The sequence below is a fragment of the Corynebacterium sp. HMSC14B06 genome (genome assembly GCF_001807075.1).
Classification (GTDB): domain Bacteria; phylum Actinomycetota; class Actinomycetes; order Mycobacteriales; family Mycobacteriaceae; genus Corynebacterium; species Corynebacterium jeikeium_D.
In genome coordinates this window covers 69532-89353 of the sequence record NZ_KV787359.1, presented here as the reverse complement: position 1 = coordinate 89353, position 19822 = coordinate 69532, and the positions used below count along the sequence as shown (strand labels likewise).

The window sequence follows — 19822 nt, the reverse complement described above, 5'->3', positions numbered from 1 at the left end:
GGGTGTTAATTTTTGGTGGTTTCAGCAACGCCTTCAATGATGGCACTACTGTCAAGACCATACTGCTCAAATCCCTGCATCCGCCCAATTCGGCCCTCTACCATGAGATCTGCGGGGATATCGGTGTCAGCATACAGGCCAGAGGGGGTGGATAGGGGCAGGTCGAAGAGCTTCTGCAGGGCAAGCGCGTAGTTGCCACCACCCTGCTGGCTAGAAAGCTTCTTGACCTGAACCGTTGGCGCGTGCAAGAGCTTATCGACGACGCGGCGAACCGTGGACTCGACCTCGCGACGTTCCTTTTGAGTAAGACCCGGTGTCTTCGCCTCCAGGCGAGCGAGCTCAGCCGCCGCCACATCCGCCGCGCGCTCACGCAGAGCGCGAACAGTCGGTGCTACCTCGCTTGCGCGCTGCGCCGTGAGGTAGGACTCCAACTCTTCGGCCACAATGTCGCGCGCTGCAGCCTCATCATCACGACCCGGAACCTCCGTGCGAGTCATCTGCAGCAATTCGATGTTGAAGAGTGCGATCCCCTCAAGCCCGGAGACATCCTCCGCGACGTCGCGAGGCATAGACAAATCGACGATGGCGAGCGGGCCGTGGTCGACAACATCTGCAGCTGAGACCACTGGAGTCATGGCTCCGGTGGCACTGACGAGAATGTCCACATCATCGAGGACATCAGCGAAATCATGCAACGCAATAGCAGTAGCGGGGATGCCCGCTTCGATCGAGTGGTTAGCCAGGTTCTGCGCCCGGTCAACGGTGCGGTTGGCAATAATCAGACGATCAATGCCGCAGCGCCCCAGGTAACTGGCGGCCAGCGAACTCATCGCACCGGCGCCGAGGATAAGGGCCGAACGTCCGGCCAGAATATCGGTACCCTCAGCGACGTCAACACCAGAGTTGAACCCAGGATGCAGCGCAGCAATCGCCTCGTCGATGGCCACGGAGACCATCGATGCGCCCGCATTATCAATCAGTGTTTCGCTGTGGACTCGCTTGCCTGTGTGCAGCGCCTTCTGCGCCAAGTCATGCAGCATGCGACCGACGGTGCCGGCTTCGTCCGCTTCCTGGTAAGCATTGCGAAGCTGACCGATAATCTGCTGTTCCCCCAGCACCATCGAGTCAAGACCAGCACACACCGAGAAGGCATGCTCCGCTGCGGCCTGTGCGTACCGCACATAGAGGTGCGGTGTCAGTTCATCGAGTTCGAGCCCAGTACGACCGACAATTTCACGGACCACGGCCGATAGGCCAGAGTGGAAGCCGTTGGCCACCACGTAGTACTCAACGCGGTTACAGGTCGACAACAGCATCGCTTCGCTGATCGCTTCATCCGCGACCAGCCGAGCCAAAATGGCCTCTCGCTCAGTTTCACCGACGGAGACCTTTTCAAGAAGGGTCACCGGTGCAGACCGGTACGACATTCCGACGAGAAGCACACTCACCGCTCAATCACCGCTCTATTGCTCCTTCACAGGCCCCGCTACGGGCTTTTTCACACAGCTATGACTGTTAACGCTAGACAACTCTGCCATCTCGTCACAACAAAGGCATACTTTACTTAGTCTCTACCTCGATGTTCGCAGCACTCCCCTACTTCTTTGCCGCTACTCCACATTCTGCCATGTCTCCGCAGCTCCTAGCAGTTCGGCAGAGTTGTCTCCCGAACTTATTCGGCCTCCGCTATCGCTTCCAGGAGTTCATCATCATCGATTTCCCAGCAAGCGATTTCCTCATCATTGACCAAAATCACCGGCACGCGATCGCCAAATTCCATGGCCAAGTTCGGATCGGTATCGACGTCTTCCACCTGGAACTGCGCATTTTGGTCCCGAACTAGCGGCTCAATCTGCGCAATCACTCGGGCGCACGAACCGCACGTCTTCCTACTCATCACCGTCACAGTCACCATAACGGCCAGTCTAAAGGTCGACTGTTTCGCTTTACGACGTCCCCCTCCCCACACTTCCCCTGCAAAAGTGACTCTTCTTATCCTTGCCCCATCCGCTCCTTGAATCTCAGCGCGCAGCTTTGCCTAAAGACCGGATACTATTCAACAAGAGCTTCCGATAACGGATGTCGGTTGCATACACCGTGGAAAGAGATTTTCGTGCCGTGAGTGAGTTCAGTGCCGACAACCGCTCCCCCTTCCCCATCGACATGCTGGGTGACCTTGCGTCCTCGCAGGGTAACGTCCGCAACTTCCTCGAGCAGGTAGTTCTCGCTCCGCTCAATGACGAAGCACAGGAGGAAGCTGGTGCTGCAGCGGCTGCCAATGCACTGGAAGCTCTCGGCGAAGTCTACGACGTCGGCGGCGAAGAACTGGCTACGGGATTTCGCAGTGTAGCTGGTGCCGAAGATGCCGCTGGCGGTGCCCGTGTGCTCTCGCAGCCCATTCCAGGTGTCGAACGCGATCAGGGCGCAGCCGCTTTCTTCGATGTGGACAACACGCTTGTCCAAGGCGCATCAATCTTCCTCTTTGCCATGGGTTTGGTCGAGCGCGGCTTCATCAAGAAGCGTGATTTGGCCGGCATGATTTGGAAGCAGCTGAAATTCCGAATCTCAGGCGCGGAAAACGCTGCCGACGTAGCTAAGGCCCGTGAACAGGCATTGGAGTTTTTCGCCGGCCACGATGTGAATGAAATGGTCAAACTCGGCGAAGAAATCTTTGAAGAAAAGATCAGCGACCGCGTTTACCAGGGCACCCGCGATCTGGCGGAACTACATATCCAGGCTGGCCAAGAGGTCTGGCTGGTCACCGCCACCCCGGTGCAGCTGGCCCAGGTTATCGCTAAGCACATCGGACTGACCGGCGCCCTTGGCACGGTCGCCGAGGTCAAAGATGGCAAGTTCACTGGCCGCCTGGTAGGCGATATTCTCCACGGCCCGGGTAAGAAGCACGCGGTGGCAGCTCTGGCAGCCTCTTCCGGGTTGGACATGTCTCGCTGCACGGCATACTCAGATTCCGCCAACGACATTCCCATGCTGTCCATGGTGGGCACCGCCGTGGCCATCAACCCGGACCGCAAGTTGCGGAATTACGCCCAGAAGATGGGGTGGACTATCTACGACTATCGCCACTTTCGCTCCGCAACCTTCGCCACGATGCGGTGGCTCTCGATCGGAGCACTGCTGGCAGGAGCTGTCGGGGGCGCGGGACTCGTCGGCAAGCGACTGTGGGACGCGAACAAGGAAAGTTAAACGCTGCTAGGCGCACTCGAGAGTTAGTGACTGCGTTTATGACAAAAATGGCTCGAAAAATGGCATGAAAGTGTCATAAACTCCTACAGTTTCACATTTGCAGCCCGTAATCGGCAGCCCGTGATTAGCCCCCAACGACAAAACCCGCCCTATCTCAACGAGACCGGGCGGGTTCTGCTTTTAAAACGTGTACGCGACGCAGCACGCGCGCTCCTGCGATAACGGCAGGAATGCTGGCTTACTTGCCGAGCTTACGACGCTGCACGCGGGTACGGCGAAGCATCTTGCGGTGCTTCTTCTTCGACATGCGCTTGCGACGCTTCTTAATGACGGAACCCATCGGCTCGACCTCGCTATTCGTTGACGGAAATTTCTTTTCTTGCACAATGGCGGCGTACTCAATGCGGCCTTACAACCGCCGAGATGTCACGCCCTTTTTCCTTCCGCCTTCACAGCTAGATACTTCATGACTTGAAGACGATAGGAAACAGGGGCGCAGCACAGCACCATGTACTAATCGGATTAATCATAGCGGGGACATATGCGTTCAGGTCAAACAGCCCCGCTTAAAGGCAGAAAAAATTAACCCGCGTTGTAGAAGGAGGAGTCCAGGTATTCCTTGACTGCGGACTCATGGACGCGGAAAGAACGGCCAACGCGCACTGCCGGCAGCTCGCCAGCGTGAACCAGGCGGTAGACGGTCATCTTGGATACGCGCATGATGTCAGCAACTTCTGCAACGGTCAGAAAGGTGCCTTTATCTGCATTCTGCATTAGTAAATATTCCCTTCAGCGCACGCGACGCGCTGCAGGCTTCCCCTCCTGCAGAAAATCGTGACACGCACGTGCTTTTCATATCCTACCGGTAGGCAAGGTGCCGGTGCGATTTTTGATAAAAAATAGGGGCATTGGCGAATGGTGTGACAGTTGTGACTAACCCATCGTCCCTGCGTATCGGATTAGCTACTGCCGCTGACCATTTCCAATGCCCCAAATATTGGGGTTACTTGTACACCCGCCTCTACTCGGCGAAATGCTTATTTACCCATCTCGTTGGCCTTGTCATAGCAAGCCTGCAGCGCACGATGCACCGCGCGACGAATGCCTTCTTCCTCGAAAACTCGGGTGGCCGCAGCGGTTGTACCGCCCGGAGAGGTGACATCGGCACGCAACGCAGTCGGGTCCGCGCCTTCCTGCATCATCATCTCGGCTGCACCAGCAGCCGTAGCCGACGCCAGACGCTTAGCCTGATCACGCTTGAGGCCCAGATTCACACCCGCGTCGGTCATCGCCTCGACGAACTGGAAGAAGTAAGCCGGACCGGAGCCCGAGACTGCAGTGACTGCAGACATCAGCGACTCATCGACAACCTCAACGCTGCCGACCTTCTTCAACAGTTCGACAACCTCGTCGGTCTGGCTCTCCGTGACAAAGCGGCCCGGCGCGACTGCACAGACCCCCTTGCCCACCAGCATCGGGGTATTCGGCATGACGCGGATCACCGGAGTACCGACAGCACAGACGCTTTCCATCTTGTCCAGCGTGATGCCAGCCGCCATCGACACCACAATGGTGTCGACCTCAGAGTCATCGAGCACGTCGGCAATCTGCTCGAGCATGTCGATAATCAAGTACGGTTTTACGCACAAGAACACCACGTCGGCACCGTCGACGGCCCCTACTGGGTCGTCGGCATCGACAATGCCGTAGGTCTCCTTCAGACCGGCCAGGCTCTCCTTGGTGCGCCCCACCACATAAATCGAGGAGGGCGAGACACCACCGTCGATGAGACCACCGACGAGTGCGCTACCAATCTTTCCGCCACCAATTACAGCAATTCTTGTCATGGACGCTAAGTGTGCCAAAACTGGCCCACACATGCGAATGCAGGGACCGGAAAACTACGCTTCCGACCCCTGCATCAGGTGATGATTATTCTGTTGACCCCACTACAACTGGAAGAGAATCCAGGGGCCAAATGTCAGCGCCAAACCGACAAGTCCTGCGAGAATCGGTGTCAGTTTGTCCTTCTCACGGCGCAGGTAGTTCGCCATTCCCGCGAAGCCACCAGCGACCACGAGAGCCATGATGACAACCACAATCTTTGGCAGCGACGACCAGGCCATGGTGAAGCCCAGGAACACCAATGCACCAGCAATCAGACCCACGAAGACCTGGATTAGCAGCAACGGCACCGAGAGGGAATTGTCCTCGGCGTAGCCATCGCGCGCGACGGCCTTGCCCTTGGAGCTCTTGGATTCTTCACGCTTAACGACGTCCCGGGGCTCCGCCTGCTTCTCGTCAGCTGCGGCCTGGGTCGGTGTGGTCTCGACCTGTGCAGCCTCAGTGGGGGCGTCCTCGGCCTGCTCGATATCGGCCTGTGCGTCTTCTGCCTGTGCAACTTCAGGAGCGACAGCGGCTGCCACTGCCGCCTTGGAAGCGGCACCGGTATCGGCGTCAGCGTCGGCAGCCTCGAAGGTAGCGGTTTCCTGAGCAGCTTCAGCCTCAGCAAATTGTTCACCGTCGACGTCATCCGATTCAGCGGATGCCTCGGACTCTTCGTCGACATTGTCCTGGACAACCGGAATGGAGGCAGTCGGACGGTCGTCGTAAGCGTTGGAACCGGTGAGTACCGCACGAGCGACTGGCCCCGGCTCCCCAAGCTGCTGCGACTCGTCTGCCATGTCACGCAGTTCGGTGAAGGTGTAGGTAATCTCCGAACGCTCGGAGTTGACCATGACCGGACGGGGTTCCATCGGAATTGCCAATGGCACCGCAGGGGCTGCTGGCTGCGCAGTTGGTGTGCTCTGCGCGGCTTGCTCCTGCTGCGGAGCTGCCGGTGCAACCGGTGCAACCGGTGCAACCGGTTCTTCAGCAACTTCGGCAACCTCGTCAGCTTCGGCCTCAGCGACCTCGGCGTCAGCTACTTCGGCGTCAGCCTCAGCTAATTCCGACTCCTCTTCTTCCTGATCAGCAGCTTCAGCCTCGGCCTCAGCTTGAACCTCATGCTCCGACGAATCCGCCCCTTCAGCAACTACCACTGGCTCAGCGACAGCCTCCGAGTGCTCCGGAGCTTCTACCTCCGGTTCGGTTGCCTGCGCTTCTTCGGCGGCGTTGGCCGCAGCTTCGTCGGCAAGCAAATCACTCGTAGTCGTCTGATCGTCGTCTGCGTTGGAAAGAGCGTGAGCACCACGTCGCGGTTCGTCGGCCTTTACACGAGGGATTGAGCCGGTGAGCTCCTGAACAGACACACCGCCTTCTTCAAGGCTGCGTCGACGGCGGCGCCGCGGTGGTTCAGAGGGGGCTCCCTCCTTCTGCCGCCGCGCCAGCAGTTCGGCAACGGTGAGCTTTTCCTCGCTCATCTCAACCCTTTCCGTATAGGTCACTGTCCAGTCGTCGGAAGATAATGCCCTCACGCAGCGCCCAAGGACAAATCTCGACCTTCTCTAATCCCAATGCTCGCATACTAGCCTCTGCAACGAGAGCACCTGCGACAATTTGGTGAGAACGATTCGCACTAACACCCTCAAGTTCAGCACGGTCAGCCGCCGTCATGCGGGAAATAAACGCAATCAACTGGCGCAAACCAGCGGCAGTCAGAGTGCGCTTAACCCGGGGACCAGCAGCGGAAGGCGCCGCACCGGTCAGGCGAGCGAGAGTGCGGAAAGTCTTCGAGGTGGCGACAGCCAAGTCCGGCTCACCAAGCGTACGCAGATGACGAGCTGGCTCAGCGAGCTCAGCATCAATGTAATCGCGCAGCAGGTCAATCTTCTTGCGCTCCGGCGGATCGGTCTCGAACCACTCGTGGGTCAACCGTCCCGCACCGAGCAGCAGCGAGTACGCGGCCTCCGGATCTTCATCAGTACCCGACGTCAGCTCAAGAGAACCGCCACCGATATCCAGGTTGATTAGACGACCAGCAGACCAGCCGTACCAGCGCCGTACTGCCAAAAAGGTCAGACGAGCCTCATCCTCACCGGAGAGAATCTGCAGCTTAATGCCAGTTTCTTTCTCAACGTGGGCGAGAACCTCGTCCGCATTCGTGGCATCGCGAACAGCTGAAGTGGCGAAGCTAATCATCTCTTCGCACTTCATCTGCTCAACCAATTCCTTGGATTCAGCGACGTAGCCCGTCAGCTTGTCAATGCCCTTCTTGGACAGGTTGTTGTCCTTATCCAGGTACTCGACCAGCTTCATCGTCGACTTGGAATCGCTCATCGGAGTCGGATGTCCGCCCCGGCGGGCGTCCACCATCACCAAGTGGACGGTATTACTACCTACATCTAATACACCTAATCTCACTCTTAGTAGGTTAGACGGTCTACGGTGTATTGGTGTGAATCAACCCCACCCCCGCCCCGGTCGTGGACCGCAACCGTCTCCCGCTGAAGTCGCCTATGACTTTCCCCGCGAGTGGTTCGAGTTCGCCCACCCGGAGGACCCAGAACATATCATCACCTGCGACCTAACCTGGTTGATGAGCTCCTATCAATGCGCTTTCGGCACCTCCGCTTGCCAGGGCATCGACTCCGCGAACGCGGATGTCGGATGCTGTGGCCATGGCGCCTTTATCACCGACGAAGAAGACCGCGAGAGGGTTATTGACGTCGTAAAGCGAATGGAAGGCGACTCCGCAGAGCCCCAGTGGTGGCAGAACCGCCCCGAACAAACTCTGAAGTGGCTTGAAACCTACGAAACCGACCCCTCCGAACCGTTGGAACCGTGGTTAGTGTGGGACGAGCTTGACGACGAAAACGGAGAGCCTGAGCCTGCTCTGAAAACGAAGGTCGTGAAGAATGCCTGCATTTTTGCCAACCGTGACGGATGGCGCAATGGTGCGGGCTGTGCCATCCACCAATGGGCGATGGCCAACGACATTGACCCCGTAAAGGTCAAGCCGGATGTGTGTTGGCAGGTGCCGCTGCGCCGACTGGAGGACTGGGAGGAACGCCCGGACGGCCAGGAGATTCTGCGCACGACCATTACCGAATACGATCGTCGTGCCTGGGGCGATGGCGGCGAGGACTTTGAATGGTTCTGCACGGGCGCGCCGGCCACACATACCGGTGGCGAGCCGGTGTGGCGCACGCACAAGTCCGAGCTAATAGAGCTCATCGGCGAAGAGTGCTACGAAATTCTGGCGGAGCACTGCCGTGCCCGAGAAATAGCGGGCGCGGCCAAGGCTTTCGGGCCGAGTGGCTACCCACTGCTGGCGATTCACCCGGCCACACGCGCAGCGGCCGAGGGGCTGGCGCCGGACGAGGTTTAAGTCGGGGTTTCTCAGACCGACGGCGGAGATTGTCGGCAGCAGTCTGCTGAGCTAGTCCTCGAACTTGTAACCCAAGCCGCGAACGGTGACCAGGAACTCCGGCGAGGAAGGATTGCGCTCGATCTTGGAGCGCAGGCGCTTGATGTGTACGTCCAGCGTCTTGGTGTCGCCGACGTAGTCGGAGCCCCAGACGCGGTCGATGAGCTGGCCACGGGTTAGCACACGACCACGGTTGCGCAGCAAGTACTCCAGCAGGTCGAATTCCTTGAGCGGCATTGCGACATCATCGCCGTCAACGGTGACTACATGGCGCTCGACGTCCAGCACGACCGGGCCGCCGCGCAAGACCTCCTCGTAGATATCCTCGACATCGTCGGAGTCGTCGTGGCGACCGCGGCGCAGCACAGCCCGGATACGGGCAATAAGTTCCCGAGAGGAATACGGCTTGGTCACATAGTCATCCGCACCAATTTCGAGGCCGACGACCTTGTCAATCTCAGTGTCACGGGCGGTCACCATAATCACTGGGACAGAGGACTTTAAGCGGATGTTTTTGCAGACCTCGGTGCCACTCATACCTGGCAGCATGAGGTCCAGCAGCACAATGTCCGGTTCTGCCTTGGAGAATTCTGCAAGTGCTTCCTGGCCGTCAGCGGCCATCCGCACCTCGAATCCTTCGCGCTGCAGCAGAAACGCAAGCGGCTCCGCCAAAGCCGTCTCGTCTTCGACAATAAGTACCTCAGTCACGGATTACTTCATTCCTTCCTTGGAATCCTTGTTCTGGGAATCCTTATCCTTGCCACGGGTTTTGCCCGTACCGCGCTGCGCGTTTTTCTTAGCCGCAATTTTACCCGCAGGCTGGGTGTGGCCGATTGGCAAACGTGCAGATACATCGCCATCATTCGACGCGGAACCGTTCTTTTCCATCAGCGGGAGCTCAATGGTGAAGGTCGATCCTGTGCCCAGCCGACTCCACAGCTTCACGGTTCCCTTGTGATTCGCTGCGACGTGCTTAACAATTGCCAAGCCCAGACCGGTACCGCCTGTCGCCCGCGAGCGTGCCTTATCCGCACGGAAGAAGCGCTCGAAGATACGCTTCTGATTCGCCTGGGAAATGCCGATACCGCGGTCAGTGACGCGGATAGCGACGGTGTCGTTATCCTCCTTGACCGCAGTCACAGATACAGGCGTGGCCTCTGGCGAGTAGTTGATCGCATTTGAAATCAGGTTGGACACCGCGGTGATCAGCAGGCTGCGTTCACCTTCAACCACCAAATCCGGCTCACAGTCAACGGTGATTTCAATACCCGCCTGCTCCGAGAGCATCTGGTTACGACGCACAGCTCCTTGGACAATCTCTTCAACCTTCACGGGAGACATGTCCGGCAGCGGCTCTGCCCCCTGCAGCTTCGACAGCGAGATGAGTTCCGTAATCATGGTCGACATCCGCTTGGACTCCTGCGTCAGGCTCTCACTAAAGTGACGCACGGCAACCGGGTCGTCGGTAGCTTCATTCAGCGCCTCGACCAAGAGGCTGATGGCCCCCACCGGAGTCTTGAGCTCGTGGGAAACGTTAGCCACAAAGTCACGTCGCGCGGCCTCCATACGGGCCTGTTCGGAGACATCCGCCGCATAAATCACCACAAAACGGTCGTCCACCAGTGACAACGGAGTTAGCTGACAGCGGACAATTGTGTCCGGCGCCCCCGCCCGGCGCGACGGCAGCACCAGCGTTAGCTCCTGGTCCTCCTGCGAGTCAAAGACCTTGAGCGCAGCTTCCCAGCCCACGTCATTGAGGCGGCGCTCATAGACCAGCCCTAACTTGTGCGCCATGGAGTTCGACAAAATCAAATCACGTGAGATGTCAACGACCACCACACCCGTCGGAGACTTCTGAATGGCCAGGTGCATGACCTGCGCCATGGTGGTTATTGAACTTTCCTCGTCGCTCTTCTGACGCCGAGCGGCGTTATAGGCACCCGAGACAACTCCACCAAGAATCAGCACAGCTGCCATAACCGCAGCACCTAATAGAGCGGCGATAATGATTTTTGACACGGGTCTTACCCTAAGCTCTTTTCACAATCCGCGCGCGCTGAAAATCAGTGCGCTAGCTAGCTCTAAATAGACCAAGGAGCACAGCCCCACTTGGCTGCGCCCCTTATCGGCCTATCAAACACCTACATTTTTACTTGTTGCCCTGAGCAGCAACAGCAGCAGCACCTGCAGCTGCAGCTTCCGGATCCAGGTAGGTGCCACCCGGGTTCAAAACCTTGCCCTCAGCATCAAAGTCGTAAACCAGCGGGATACCGGTCGGGATGTTCAGAGCGGCAATGTCCTCGTCCGAGATGTTGTCCAGGTGCTTGACCAGTGCACGCAGGGAGTTACCGTGAGCTGCCACCATGACAGTCTCACCGGCCTTCAGACGCGGCAGGATTTCCTCTTCAAAGTAAGGAATGAAACGCTTCACGACGTCCAGGAGGCACTCCGTGCGCGGAACCTCATCCAGGTTGGCGTAACGCGGGTCATTAGCCTGCGAGAACTCGCTGTCATCCGACAGCTCCGGCGGCGGAGTGTCGTAGGAGCGACGCCAGGACATGAACTGGTCCTCGCCGTACTTCTCCTTGGTCTCTGCCTTGTTCAGACCCTGCAGAGCACCGTAGTGGCGCTCGTTCAGACGCCAGTCACGGATAACCGGAATCCACAACAGGTCAGCGGTATCCAGGGCAATGTGTGCGGTGTTAATTGCGCGACGCAGCAGCGACGTGTAGAGAACCTGCGGCTTCAGGCCTGCCTCTACGAGCATCTCACCGGCACGTACTGCCTCAGCGCGGCCCTTGTCGGTCAGTGCAACGTCGACCCAGCCCGTGAACTGGTTGGATGCGTTCCACTCACTCTGGCCATGACGGACAAGAATCAGTTTTCCATTGCTCATACCCCTAATTGTGCCCCAAAACGGGAAAGCCCGCCGTTCGTTGCCCCGCTATGTGGGTTGCTACCCCCGGCTACTCAACCATGTGGCGGAACTGCTCCAGATTGGCCAGGTTTTCCCCACGGTCAACCCGCCACTCCCACTCGCGCTTAATTGCCGATGCAAAGCCGCGTTCGAGGATCTGGTTGAAGTCCCCATCGGCCGTCTCGAGCAGCTGACCGAGGAGGCGGTCGAGGTCATCGTCGGAAAGCTCAGCGGGCAGTTGACCGACCAGGTAGATGTCGCCGGCGGCGTCGATGGTGTAACCGATGCCGAACAGACGACGGTTGCGCTGTAGCAACCACTTGTAAACGGCCTCGTGGTTTTCTTCGACCGCGCGACAGACGAAGGCTTCAACACGCAGGGAGTCCGGTGCCGGGATGAGGCCGACGACAGTCTTGAGCTTCTTCTTACCAGGCAGGACCACCACGGCGGCATTGTCTGCAATACCATGCTCGACACCGAGGCGTTCCAGCTGCTCACCGAGGGATTTCAGCTGTACTTGGATGTCCGTGCTCATCGTGAATCATCTCCCTGCTTTTGTGGCTACGGCTCTGGCGGTACTGAAGCTAACGAAACCTACCGGGAGCCGCCCGCATCCCGGATAGAGCCGGGACAATTTTCCTTTTGGAGTTCGGTTCGATGATAGACATCGGCCAACCGATCCACGGTCTTTTGCCAGGAAAACTCCAGGGAGTGCTCGCGTGCCTGGGTGGCCAATTTAATGCGTAGCTCGTCGTCCTCCACCAGGCGACCGAGGGCATCGGCCCAGGCTGCGGGCTCGTGACCGTCGACAAGCAAACCGCTGACCCCATCGTCGACAGCGATGGAGAGTCCGCCGACATTCGCCGCGACAACGGGAGTACCGGTGGCCTGAGCCTCCATCGCCACCAACCCGAAAGTTTCGTTGTAACTGGGCACGGCGACAATATCTGCGGCCTGGTAGAGCTTCGCCAGGTCCTGCGGCGGGCGCGGGGGCATGAACCGGACCAGGTGGTCGATCCCCTCTTCCGCGGCGAGATTGGTGAATTCGTCGGGCGCATGCAGCCCAGAACCGGAAAGTCCACCGCAGATAATCACTCGGACATTAGTGGCGGGATGGCGACGCATGAGCTCACCGACACCCCGCAGCAATACCTGCGGGCCTTTCAGCCGCTGCAGCCTACCGACGAACAAAATGACCTTAGTGTGCAACGGGATGCCCAACTCACGACGGGACCGCTCGGTGGCACGATCACTGCCTGGCGAAAAGAGCTCCACGTCCACCCCGGGCGGCACGACATTGATGCGCCACGGGTCGGCATCGTGGAGATCCGCGAGCTGCTTAGCCTCGGCATCGGTGTTGACGATGAGCCGGCACGCATTGTCCACAATCTGCTGCTCACAGATACGCCGAGACTCCGGCTCCGGCGTATCTCCCTCCGCCAGATGGAGATTCTTCACTGCCGCCAGCGTGTGCGCCGTGTGCACAAACGGAATGTCAAGCAAATCCGACAGCAGCCACCCCACTTGGCCAGAGAGCCAGTAGTGCGAATGGATCAGGTCGTATTCAATCCCCTGTTTGCGGGCGAATTCAATGACCCCACCGGCAAAGGCCGGCATCTGCGTAGCCAGGTCTGACTTCTCTAACCCCTCATATGGACCAGCCACAATGTTGATGACGCGGAAGTTCTCACTGACCTGAATCACCGGCCCATCGCTGGAACGCGTGGCGCGGGTGAAAACATCCACCTTCACACCGCGTCGCGCCAGCTCCTCGCATGTGCGCAGCACGTAGACATTCATGCCACCAGCGTCTCCGATGCCCGGTTGCTCCAGCGGAGAGGTATGCATGGAGATCATCGCGATGCGGTTCGGCCACGCCGGGGTGTTAGAGGTGGCCGCGTCTGCGCCCGCCGTTGCCGCCGGAAATGTTTCGCTCATACTGCCCAGAGTGCCTACGCCAGGGGCAACCCCGCAAATGAGTACCTCAAATACGTGTATAGGAATTCCGGCATCGCAGTGCGACGTACGGCACAATAGAGGTCGATACCTACTACGTCGTAGGTTATTATCACCTCACGACATAGTCAGGCGATAAACAAAAACCTAGGAGGATCCCATGGCCGATACATCCAGCTCACACGCTGCAAATGACTCTGCCCCAGCTCACGGTTCCACACCCAACGCTGCGGCCTCCAAGGCCTGGCTGAACCTGTATCCGGAGTGGACCCCACCCCACATCGACTACAACTTCGACACCCTCCTAGACGTCTACCGCCACACTCTGAGCAACCACCCGCGCCGCAAGGCATTGACCTTCTTCGGTCGCTCCACCTCCTACGCCGAGCTGGATGCCAAGGTTCGCAGCGTTGCCGCCGGCCTGCGCGCACTTGGCGTACGCAAAGGCGATCGCGTGGCACTGCTCATGCCGAACTGCCCGCAGCACGTCATCGCCTACTGGGCAGTTCTGCACCTCGGCGCTGTTGCCGTAGAGCACAACCCCCTCTACACCGCCCACGAACTGCGCCACCCATTCAACGACCACGGCGCCCGCTTTGCCATCTGCTGGGACAAGATCGTCCCCGTACTTGAGGACCTCCGCAACAACACCCCGCTCGAGACCATCATCGCGGTCAATATGCTGCAGGACCTGCCGTTTGTCATGCGCACCGCCCTGTCGATCCCGCTGCCGAAACTCCGCGCCGCCCGCGCTAAGCTGCACTCCTCCGCACCGCAGGTCATGGGTTTTGACGCTTTGCTTCACGACGCCGTCGGCGGAGACGGCCACGACCTCCAGGCCGATGAATCCATCACTGCCGATGACACTGCAGTGATGATGTACACCTCTGGCACCACGGGCTCGCCAAAGGGCGCGCAGTTGAGTCACCAGGGGTTGGTAGCCAACATTCTGCAGGGCAAGGCCTGGGTGCCGGGCCTTGGCAAGGAGCGGGAGATCTCCCTCGGTGTTCTGCCGATGTTCCATGCCTACGGCCTGACCATTGTCACCAACTTGTCCATGCTGATTGGCGCTGAACTGGTGCTGGTGCCGGCACCGGAGATTCCGCTGATTATGAAGGTGATGAAGAACAATCGCCCGACATGGGTGCCTGGTGTGCCGACTCTCTACGAGAAGATTGTCGAAGCCGCCGAGCGCGATAATGTCGACCTCTCCGGCGTGAAGTTCGCCTTCTGCGGTGCTGCTACCCTGCCGGTTTCCCTTGTGCAGAAGTGGGAGAAACTCACTGGCGGGCGCCTTGTCGAAGGCTACGGCCTCACCGAAACGTCACCGATTATCGTCGGCAACCCGATGGACGGCAACCGCCGCCCGGGCTACGTTGGCCTGCCATTCCCCGACACCGAGGTTGCCATCGTTGACCCCGAAAATCCCACCAAACTCCGCGCTGACGGCGAGGAGGGCGAGGTCATCGTCCGAGGCCCACAGGTTTTCGCCGGTTATCTCAACCTCCCGGAGGCAACGGAGAAGTCCTTCACCGATGGGCCTGCTGAGCTTCCCGCTGGCGACCGTTGGTACCGCACCGGCGATGTCGGAGTCATGGAGTCGGACGGCTTCATCAAGCTGGTTGCCCGCATCAAGGAGGTCATCATCACCGGTGGCTTCAATGTCTACCCGGCCGAGGTCGAGGAAGTACTGCTCTCCCACCCGGACATCACCGATGCCACGGTCGTCGGCCTGCCGAAGAGTGACGGCTCCGAGATGGTCGTGGCCGCCATCACCCTTGCTGACTACGCCCGACTGGATTCCGACGCCTACCGCGACCACTGCTACGACAACCTGACCCGGTACAAGGTGCCGCGCGCATTCTTCCACCTGGAGGAACTACCTCGCGACCAGATGGGCAAGGTCCGCCGCCGCGATGTCCGCGACGTGCTGCTCACGCAGCTGGAGCAGAAGGGCCAGAGCGTCGATTCGCTTTCCCACCGCAAGCACCATTAGTTCACGGTGGTTTTGTAGTTGGGATAGGGGCCTGAGTAGAGCGGGCTCCTATCCCTTTAAGGCGGACCCCGGCTCCCCCCCCCCAGACTTAGTGACTAGGTTTATGACAAAAAACTGAGGGTGAATAATATTCACATGTCATAAACCTAGTCACTTTCTTTATCTCCCCATTGGGAGAAGGCCCGGGAGCGCAAACTGAGGACTACTCAGCGGCCCCGCCAGTCCCATCAGGCACGCTAGCCTCTCCAGTCCGCCCCCCACTGGCCATCAGCCACCCGCCGCGGGCCTAGTCGATGCTCACGCCGACCCACACCGGCTCGGGCACCAGGGTCACGCCGAAGGCCTTTTCCACGCCAGCGCGCACATCACGCGCCAAAGCCACCAAGTCGGCGGCGGTCGTAGGCGTACCGTCGCCGGACTCCCCGCGGTTGGTCAGGGCAAGAGTGTGCTTAGTCGACAGTCGCGCGGGCGCACCGTCACCGGGGTAGCCCTTGGGGAACCCGGCGCGCTCGATAAGCCACGCCGCCGAGAGCTTCACGGCTCCCTCGTGGCCGGGGCCAGCGGGGAATGCGGGCATATTCGCGGCCTCATCGGCCCCACGCAGCGCGGCAACCTTTGCACGCACGGCCTCCACCGAGTTCTCCGGAATGATCGGGTTGGTAAAGAAAGAACCCGCCGACCAGGTATCGCGGTCAGCATCTTCGAGCACCATGCCCTTGCCCCGGCGCAGCTCAAGCACCTTTTCGCGCACCAACTCAGCCGGCCTGCGAATCTCGCCAGCCGCAGCCTCGGCCTCGTCGACGCCCAGGCGCCGCGCCAGTTCGCCATAGCGAAGTGGCGCGGACATGCCATCCACACTGAGCTCGAACCGCACGGCCAGCACCACTGCCCGTGCGGTGAACTTCAGGTTCGAGTAGCGGTAGGAAAGGTCGAGAGACTCCGGTTCCACCCACTCGACCGAGCCGGTTGCGCGATCGTAAAGCTGCACCGAGTCCAGGACCTGCGACACCTCAGCACCGTAGGCGCCAACGTTCTGCACCGGAGTGGCTCCGGCCGATCCCGGAATACCCGACAGGCATTCAAGGCCGCCAAAACCTGCGTCGACACTCATCTCCACGACCTCGTCCCAGACCGCACCGGCCTCGGCCTCCACGATTGCCGACACGGACTCCAGCCCGTGTCCGCGAGTGCTCATGGTCACGTTGTCGGCCTCGATCACCACAGCCACCAGCGGCTCGAGTTCATCGGCCACCACCAGGTTGGATCCGCCTCCCACGATGAGGAGGGGCACGTTAGCGTCGTCAAGCGTGCGTACAACATCGACCACAGCGTCCGTCGTGTTGCACCGCACGACCGCGCGTGGCACCCCGCCAAGGCGGAGCGTCGTCAAATCCGCGAAAGCGGTATGCGTGCTGAGCTCCACCCCCTCTAGCCCCGCAAGCCCATCGATGGCTTCTTCCATGTCGGAGGTCAGGTGAATTGGGTTCGGCGATTGGTCGAGATTTTCCACGCCCCTAGCGTAGTGCAAATTACGTATCATCAAGCGCATGAGTACGACTAACACGCACACCGTCAACTTCGACCAGCCGATTGAGAAGGTTTACGAGGCCCTCACCGACGCCGGTTTCTGGGAGAAGGTCGCAAACCGTTTCTCGGCAGCTGACGGCAAGGTGGAAAAGTTCGAGACCACCGACGCTGGCACCACCGTCGTGATTCGCCAGACCGTCTCTGCTGACAAGATTCCGGCGCAGGCACAGAAGTTCGTCAAGTCCGGGGTCGGCATGACGCGCACGTTCGTCATCAGCCCGCTTAACGACGACGGCGCGACCTCTACTTTGACCACAGAAGCTTCGGGCGTACCGGCGTCCTTCAGTGCGTCCCAGAAGCTCACCGCCCAGGGTGAAGGTTCCGTGCTGACCACCAACTCCGAGTTCGCCATCAACGTGCCGCTGCTCGGTGGCAAGCTCGAGGAGAAGGCAGCTCCGTACCTGGAGCGCGTCCTCAACGCTGAGACCGCTGTGCTGGCGGACTACGTCACTAAGTAGGTTGCGCAGCGGGGCACACCGAGGCGGCACCGGGGGCGGACACCCGGGCGAAGAAAGGTGGTAGCGACGGAGCCGTCGTTAAGCAAGACTGGGAACCATGAGTTCTGCTAAACGCTCGTCGAGCGTCAAAGTCCTGCCCACCGTCCTCGGTGTCATCATCGTGGTGGCACTCATTGCGATTGCCGGCGAAATCGGCGTCCGGATGTTCGTGAGCAAGGAGATTTCCGACGGCTACCGCACCTCCGCCGAAGAGCGTGGTGCGACGGTCACTGAAGACCCCAAGGTTTCTTTCGGCACCCGCCCGATGCTGCTCGCCTTGGCCACCAAGTCAGTGCCCTCGATGGATCTGTCCACTCCGAACACACTGGAGGTCAAGAACCCGGAAGCGCTGGGTAGCGCACCGGAGATCAACGGTGACCCGGCAGCGGAAGTGCACCTGGAAAACGTGGATCTGAGCAATCGTGCGGATCCGACCGCAGAGTCGCTGCGAGTAGACGTCACAATCCCACCTCAGCTGCTGCAGGCGCTAATTAACCGGGAAAGCGGTGTACGCGCTTCCACAATCACGCCGTTGCCGGACGAAGGCCTGTTCAACATTGAATTCGCCTCCGGATTTGCGACCTCCAAATTCCGCCCGATTGCCAACGGCGGCCATATCGAAATCAACTTGGAGGGCGGCTCAATCCTCGGCTTAAACCTCGATGGCCTGGCCGGCTGGCTGGGAGAAGCGAGCGGTACGCTGTTGAGCTACGATATCGGCCACGGTATGCAGGTGGAGGAAGCGCACGTCACCGGGGAGGGCCTGGCGTTGACGCTGACGGGCGCAAATCTGCCTTTGTCGACCGTGAGCGAACTTACCTTTAGCTAGCAGGTAAGATACCGAGAATGACTCGCTCTCTCATCACCGCAAATAGCGGTACTCCCACCGAGCGCCAGTACATCTTCTCGCTCGGCTGTCCAGACCGTACCGGTATCGTTTCCACCCTGTCGACCTTCCTGTCCGACATTGGTGCGTGGATTACCGAAGCGGACTTCTTCTCCGACCCGGAGACCGGATGGTTTTTCACTCGCCAGGCGGTCCGCGCCGACGCGCTCGACCTGACGGTAGAAGAGCTGCGCGAGAAATTCGCCGAGCTCGTCGGTGATTGGGGCCCTGAGGTCCGCTGGAAGGTCACCGACAACGCTGTCCCGAAGCGCGCTGTCATCCTGGTGACCAAGGAAGGCCACTGCCTGCAGGATCTGCTCGGCCGCGTCGCACAGTCCGACTATCCGATGGAAATCGCTGCAGTAATTGGTAACCACCGCGATCTGGAGCCACTGGTCGCAGCGTATGACATTCCCTTCCACCATGTGCCCTTCCCCAAGGATGCCGTCGGCAAGCGTAAGGCATTCGATGAGGTCGCCGAGATTGTCGACGCCGAAAACCCGGATGCCATCGTGCTCGCACGTTTCATGCAGATTCTGCCGCCGGATCTGTGCGAGAAGTGGGAAGGCCGCGCAATCAATATCCACCACAGCTTCCTGCCGTCGTTCATGGGCGCGCGCCCGTATCTGCAGGCTTATCGACGTGGTGTGAAGCTCATCGGTGCCACCTGCCACTACGCCACTGAGGACCTCGACGATGGTCCGATTATTGAGCAGGACGTCATGCGTGTCTCCCACAAATACACCGCTGCGGACATGCAGCGTGAAGGTCGCGATGCGGAGAAGCAGGTCCTCGCCCGCGGTTTGCGCTGGCACCTGGAGGACCGTGTGCAGGTTTACGGCAACCGCACCGTGGTGTTCCAGTAGGTTACCGTGGCGTTCCAGTAGGTTTTCGGGGAGCCAGACCTATCCCTATCCCCTCCCCCAGAAAGAAAGTGTCTGGGTTTATGACAAAATCACCGGGTTTTTCACCCAGAAACTGTCATAAACCCAGACACTTTCTCAGTTGTGCGGGCTAACACCCGCCCTGGACTAACACCCGCCCGGGACTAATAACCGCCCTGTGCGTTCGACAAAATGTCCTTGATCTGTGGGCGAACATCCAACCAGTAAATCCCCGTGATGACTAGTCCGGCAATCAGCGGGATGCCCAGCATTGCCCAGCCCAGCCACGGCAGGAGTAGGAAGATAGCCGAACCGACCAGCATGCCGGCCCAGACGTTGCGGCTCTTGCGGTCTGCAGCGTCAAAGGCATCCGCGCGGGTGGTGATGACAAGCACCGCACCGATTAGCGCCAAGATGCCGATGACAAACGGAATGGCGAACTGAAACAGGACGTCCACATAGACGGAAATTGCCATCAGCGGCGAATCCGCAAGACTGGGCAAAGATGGTAACAGGCGCACCGGGGGAACAACTCCTTTAACAGGGATGCATTGCTTTTTACATGCTAACGCACACGGTCTGATGTG

20 protein-coding genes are annotated in these 19822 nt (G+C 59.5%); 6 read left to right on the top strand and 14 right to left on the bottom strand.

The genetic code is table 11. From position 1 onward, the window contains the following. Positions 1–5: 5 nt before the first annotated feature. Together HMPREF3130_RS02525 and HMPREF3130_RS02520 are read right to left on the bottom strand one after the other, a co-directional pair. Positions 6–1448, bottom strand: a complete 1443-nt coding sequence (locus HMPREF3130_RS02525; protein WP_042388369.1) for a glutamyl-tRNA reductase — start codon at positions 1446–1448, stop codon at positions 6–8. Positions 1449–1672: 224 nt separating this feature from the next. Next, the gene (locus tag HMPREF3130_RS02520) at positions 1673–1915 is read right to left on the bottom strand and encodes a glutaredoxin family protein (RefSeq protein WP_016421985.1); all 243 of its coding nucleotides are present in this window, start codon (positions 1913–1915) and stop codon (positions 1673–1675) included. A gap of 164 nt (positions 1916–2079) precedes the next feature. Here HMPREF3130_RS02520 and HMPREF3130_RS02515 point away from each other — a divergent pair, with 164 nt between their 5' ends. Beyond that, complete coding sequence (locus tag HMPREF3130_RS02515) at positions 2080–3204, top strand: HAD family hydrolase (RefSeq protein WP_016421984.1); 1125 nt, start codon at positions 2080–2082, stop codon at positions 3202–3204. 238 nt (positions 3205–3442) lie between these two features. Here HMPREF3130_RS02515 and HMPREF3130_RS11035 read toward each other — a convergent pair whose 3' ends face one another. The 5 genes from HMPREF3130_RS11035 to HMPREF3130_RS02495 form a co-directional block, all read right to left on the bottom strand. Beyond that, complete coding sequence (locus HMPREF3130_RS11035; protein ID WP_003855542.1) at positions 3443–3544, bottom strand: 30S ribosomal protein bS22; 102 nt, start codon at positions 3542–3544, stop codon at positions 3443–3445. 242 nt (positions 3545–3786) lie between these two features. Next, positions 3787–3978 carry a helix-turn-helix domain-containing protein gene (locus tag HMPREF3130_RS02510; protein ID WP_005509751.1) on the bottom strand — a complete coding sequence of 64 codons (192 nt, stop codon included), beginning with the start codon at positions 3976–3978 and terminating at the stop codon, positions 3787–3789. A gap of 263 nt (positions 3979–4241) precedes the next feature. Further along, positions 4242–5051 (bottom strand): pyrroline-5-carboxylate reductase, encoded by an 810-nt coding sequence (gene proC / locus HMPREF3130_RS02505; protein WP_016421983.1) that lies wholly within the window; start codon positions 5049–5051, stop codon positions 4242–4244. 102 nt (positions 5052–5153) lie between these two features. Beyond that, entirely contained in the window at positions 5154–6566 is a 1413-nt protein-coding gene (locus HMPREF3130_RS02500; protein WP_070429270.1) for a hypothetical protein, read from the bottom strand. A gap of 1 nt (position 6567) precedes the next feature. Next, complete coding sequence (locus HMPREF3130_RS02495) at positions 6568–7506, bottom strand: Ppx/GppA family phosphatase (RefSeq protein ID WP_161798518.1); 939 nt, start codon at positions 7504–7506, stop codon at positions 6568–6570. Between the two features lie 34 nt (positions 7507–7540). Between HMPREF3130_RS02495 and HMPREF3130_RS02490 the strand changes: the two genes are divergently transcribed. After that, positions 7541–8473: a DUF3109 family protein gene (locus tag HMPREF3130_RS02490; protein ID WP_016421980.1), complete on the top strand. Its 933-nt coding sequence runs from the start codon at positions 7541–7543 to the stop codon at positions 8471–8473. A 51-nt stretch (positions 8474–8524) separates the two neighbouring features. On the opposite strand, the gene HMPREF3130_RS02485 is transcribed toward HMPREF3130_RS02490, so the two are convergent. The 5 genes from HMPREF3130_RS02485 to mshA all read right to left on the bottom strand — a co-directional run bounded on the left by HMPREF3130_RS02485 (position 8525) and on the right by mshA (position 13286). After that, positions 8525–9220: a response regulator transcription factor gene (locus HMPREF3130_RS02485; protein ID WP_016421979.1), complete on the bottom strand. Its 696-nt coding sequence runs from the start codon at positions 9218–9220 to the stop codon at positions 8525–8527. Positions 9221–9223: 3 nt separating this feature from the next. Beyond that, entirely contained in the window at positions 9224–10531 is a 1308-nt protein-coding gene (locus HMPREF3130_RS02480) for a sensor histidine kinase (RefSeq protein WP_016421978.1), read from the bottom strand. Positions 10532–10661: 130 nt separating this feature from the next. Further along, a complete protein-coding gene (locus HMPREF3130_RS02475; RefSeq protein WP_016421977.1) occupies positions 10662–11408 on the bottom strand; it encodes a phosphoglyceromutase in 747 nt (248 codons plus the stop codon). Between the two features lie 70 nt (positions 11409–11478). After that, the gene (locus HMPREF3130_RS02470) at positions 11479–11964 is read right to left on the bottom strand and encodes a type III secretion system chaperone family protein (protein WP_049172367.1); all 486 of its coding nucleotides are present in this window, start codon (positions 11962–11964) and stop codon (positions 11479–11481) included. Positions 11965–12023: 59 nt separating this feature from the next. Next, a complete protein-coding gene (gene mshA, locus HMPREF3130_RS02465) occupies positions 12024–13286 on the bottom strand; it encodes a D-inositol-3-phosphate glycosyltransferase (protein WP_172620248.1) in 1263 nt (420 codons plus the stop codon). Between the two features lie 259 nt (positions 13287–13545). On the opposite strand from mshA, the gene HMPREF3130_RS02460 reads away from it, so the two are divergent. Continuing rightward, positions 13546–15381, top strand: coding sequence for a long-chain-fatty-acid--CoA ligase (locus tag HMPREF3130_RS02460; protein ID WP_080969550.1), 1836 nt, complete (start codon positions 13546–13548; stop codon positions 15379–15381). Positions 15382–15667: 286 nt separating this feature from the next. Here the strand turns inward: HMPREF3130_RS02460 and HMPREF3130_RS02455 are convergent, their stop codons facing one another. Then, positions 15668–16843: a UDP-N-acetylmuramate dehydrogenase gene (locus HMPREF3130_RS02455; RefSeq protein WP_070429289.1), complete on the bottom strand. Its 1176-nt coding sequence runs from the start codon at positions 16841–16843 to the stop codon at positions 15668–15670. Positions 16844–16928: 85 nt separating this feature from the next. On the opposite strand from HMPREF3130_RS02455, the gene HMPREF3130_RS02450 reads away from it, so the two are divergent. From HMPREF3130_RS02450 to purU, 3 genes are all read left to right on the top strand, one after another. Beyond that, positions 16929–17426, top strand: a complete 498-nt coding sequence (locus HMPREF3130_RS02450; RefSeq protein ID WP_049192975.1) for a DUF2505 domain-containing protein — start codon at positions 16929–16931, stop codon at positions 17424–17426. Between the two features lie 97 nt (positions 17427–17523). Next, entirely contained in the window at positions 17524–18294 is a 771-nt protein-coding gene (locus HMPREF3130_RS02445; RefSeq protein WP_070429269.1) for an LmeA family phospholipid-binding protein, read from the top strand. A 17-nt stretch (positions 18295–18311) separates the two neighbouring features. Continuing rightward, positions 18312–19217, top strand: coding sequence for a formyltetrahydrofolate deformylase (gene purU, locus HMPREF3130_RS02440; protein WP_016421970.1), 906 nt, complete (start codon positions 18312–18314; stop codon positions 19215–19217). Between the two features lie 182 nt (positions 19218–19399). Here purU and HMPREF3130_RS02435 read toward each other — a convergent pair whose 3' ends face one another. Further along, positions 19400–19711, bottom strand: coding sequence for a DUF2516 family protein (locus HMPREF3130_RS02435; protein ID WP_042388363.1), 312 nt, complete (start codon positions 19709–19711; stop codon positions 19400–19402). Positions 19712–19822: the final 111 nt, after the last annotated feature.

Excerpts from the sequence above, each read along its gene's own strand:
- HMPREF3130_RS02445 (WP_070429269.1), top strand. The coding sequence starts at position 17,524 with ATGAGTTCTGCTAAACGCTCGTCGAGCGTCAAAGTCCTGCCCACCGTC.
- HMPREF3130_RS02460 (WP_080969550.1), top strand. The coding sequence starts at position 13,546 with ATGGCCGATACATCCAGCTCACACGCTGCAAATGACTCTGCCCCAGCT.
- HMPREF3130_RS02470 (WP_049172367.1), bottom strand. The coding sequence starts at position 11,964 with ATGAGCACGGACATCCAAGTACAGCTGAAATCCCTCGGTGAGCAGCTG.
- HMPREF3130_RS02515 (WP_016421984.1), top strand. The coding sequence starts at position 2,080 with ATGTCGGTTGCATACACCGTGGAAAGAGATTTTCGTGCCGTGAGTGAG.
- HMPREF3130_RS02500 (WP_070429270.1), bottom strand. The coding sequence starts at position 6,566 with ATGAGCGAGGAAAAGCTCACCGTTGCCGAACTGCTGGCGCGGCGGCAG.
- HMPREF3130_RS11035 (WP_003855542.1), bottom strand. The coding sequence starts at position 3,544 with ATGGGTTCCGTCATTAAGAAGCGTCGCAAGCGCATGTCGAAGAAGAAG.
- HMPREF3130_RS02450 (WP_049192975.1), top strand. The coding sequence starts at position 16,929 with ATGAGTACGACTAACACGCACACCGTCAACTTCGACCAGCCGATTGAG.
- mshA (WP_172620248.1), bottom strand. The coding sequence starts at position 13,286 with ATGATCTCCATGCATACCTCTCCGCTGGAGCAACCGGGCATCGGAGAC.
- HMPREF3130_RS02475 (WP_016421977.1), bottom strand. The coding sequence starts at position 11,408 with ATGAGCAATGGAAAACTGATTCTTGTCCGTCATGGCCAGAGTGAGTGG.
- HMPREF3130_RS02455 (WP_070429289.1), bottom strand. The coding sequence starts at position 16,843 with ATGGAAGAAGCCATCGATGGGCTTGCGGGGCTAGAGGGGGTGGAGCTC.
- HMPREF3130_RS02435 (WP_042388363.1), bottom strand. The coding sequence starts at position 19,711 with ATGGCAATTTCCGTCTATGTGGACGTCCTGTTTCAGTTCGCCATTCCG.
- proC (WP_016421983.1), bottom strand. The coding sequence starts at position 5,051 with ATGACAAGAATTGCTGTAATTGGTGGCGGAAAGATTGGTAGCGCACTC.
- purU (WP_016421970.1), top strand. The coding sequence starts at position 18,312 with ATGACTCGCTCTCTCATCACCGCAAATAGCGGTACTCCCACCGAGCGC.
- HMPREF3130_RS02520 (WP_016421985.1), bottom strand. The coding sequence starts at position 1,915 with ATGGTGACTGTGACGGTGATGAGTAGGAAGACGTGCGGTTCGTGCGCC.
- HMPREF3130_RS02510 (WP_005509751.1), bottom strand. The coding sequence starts at position 3,978 with ATGCAGAATGCAGATAAAGGCACCTTTCTGACCGTTGCAGAAGTTGCT.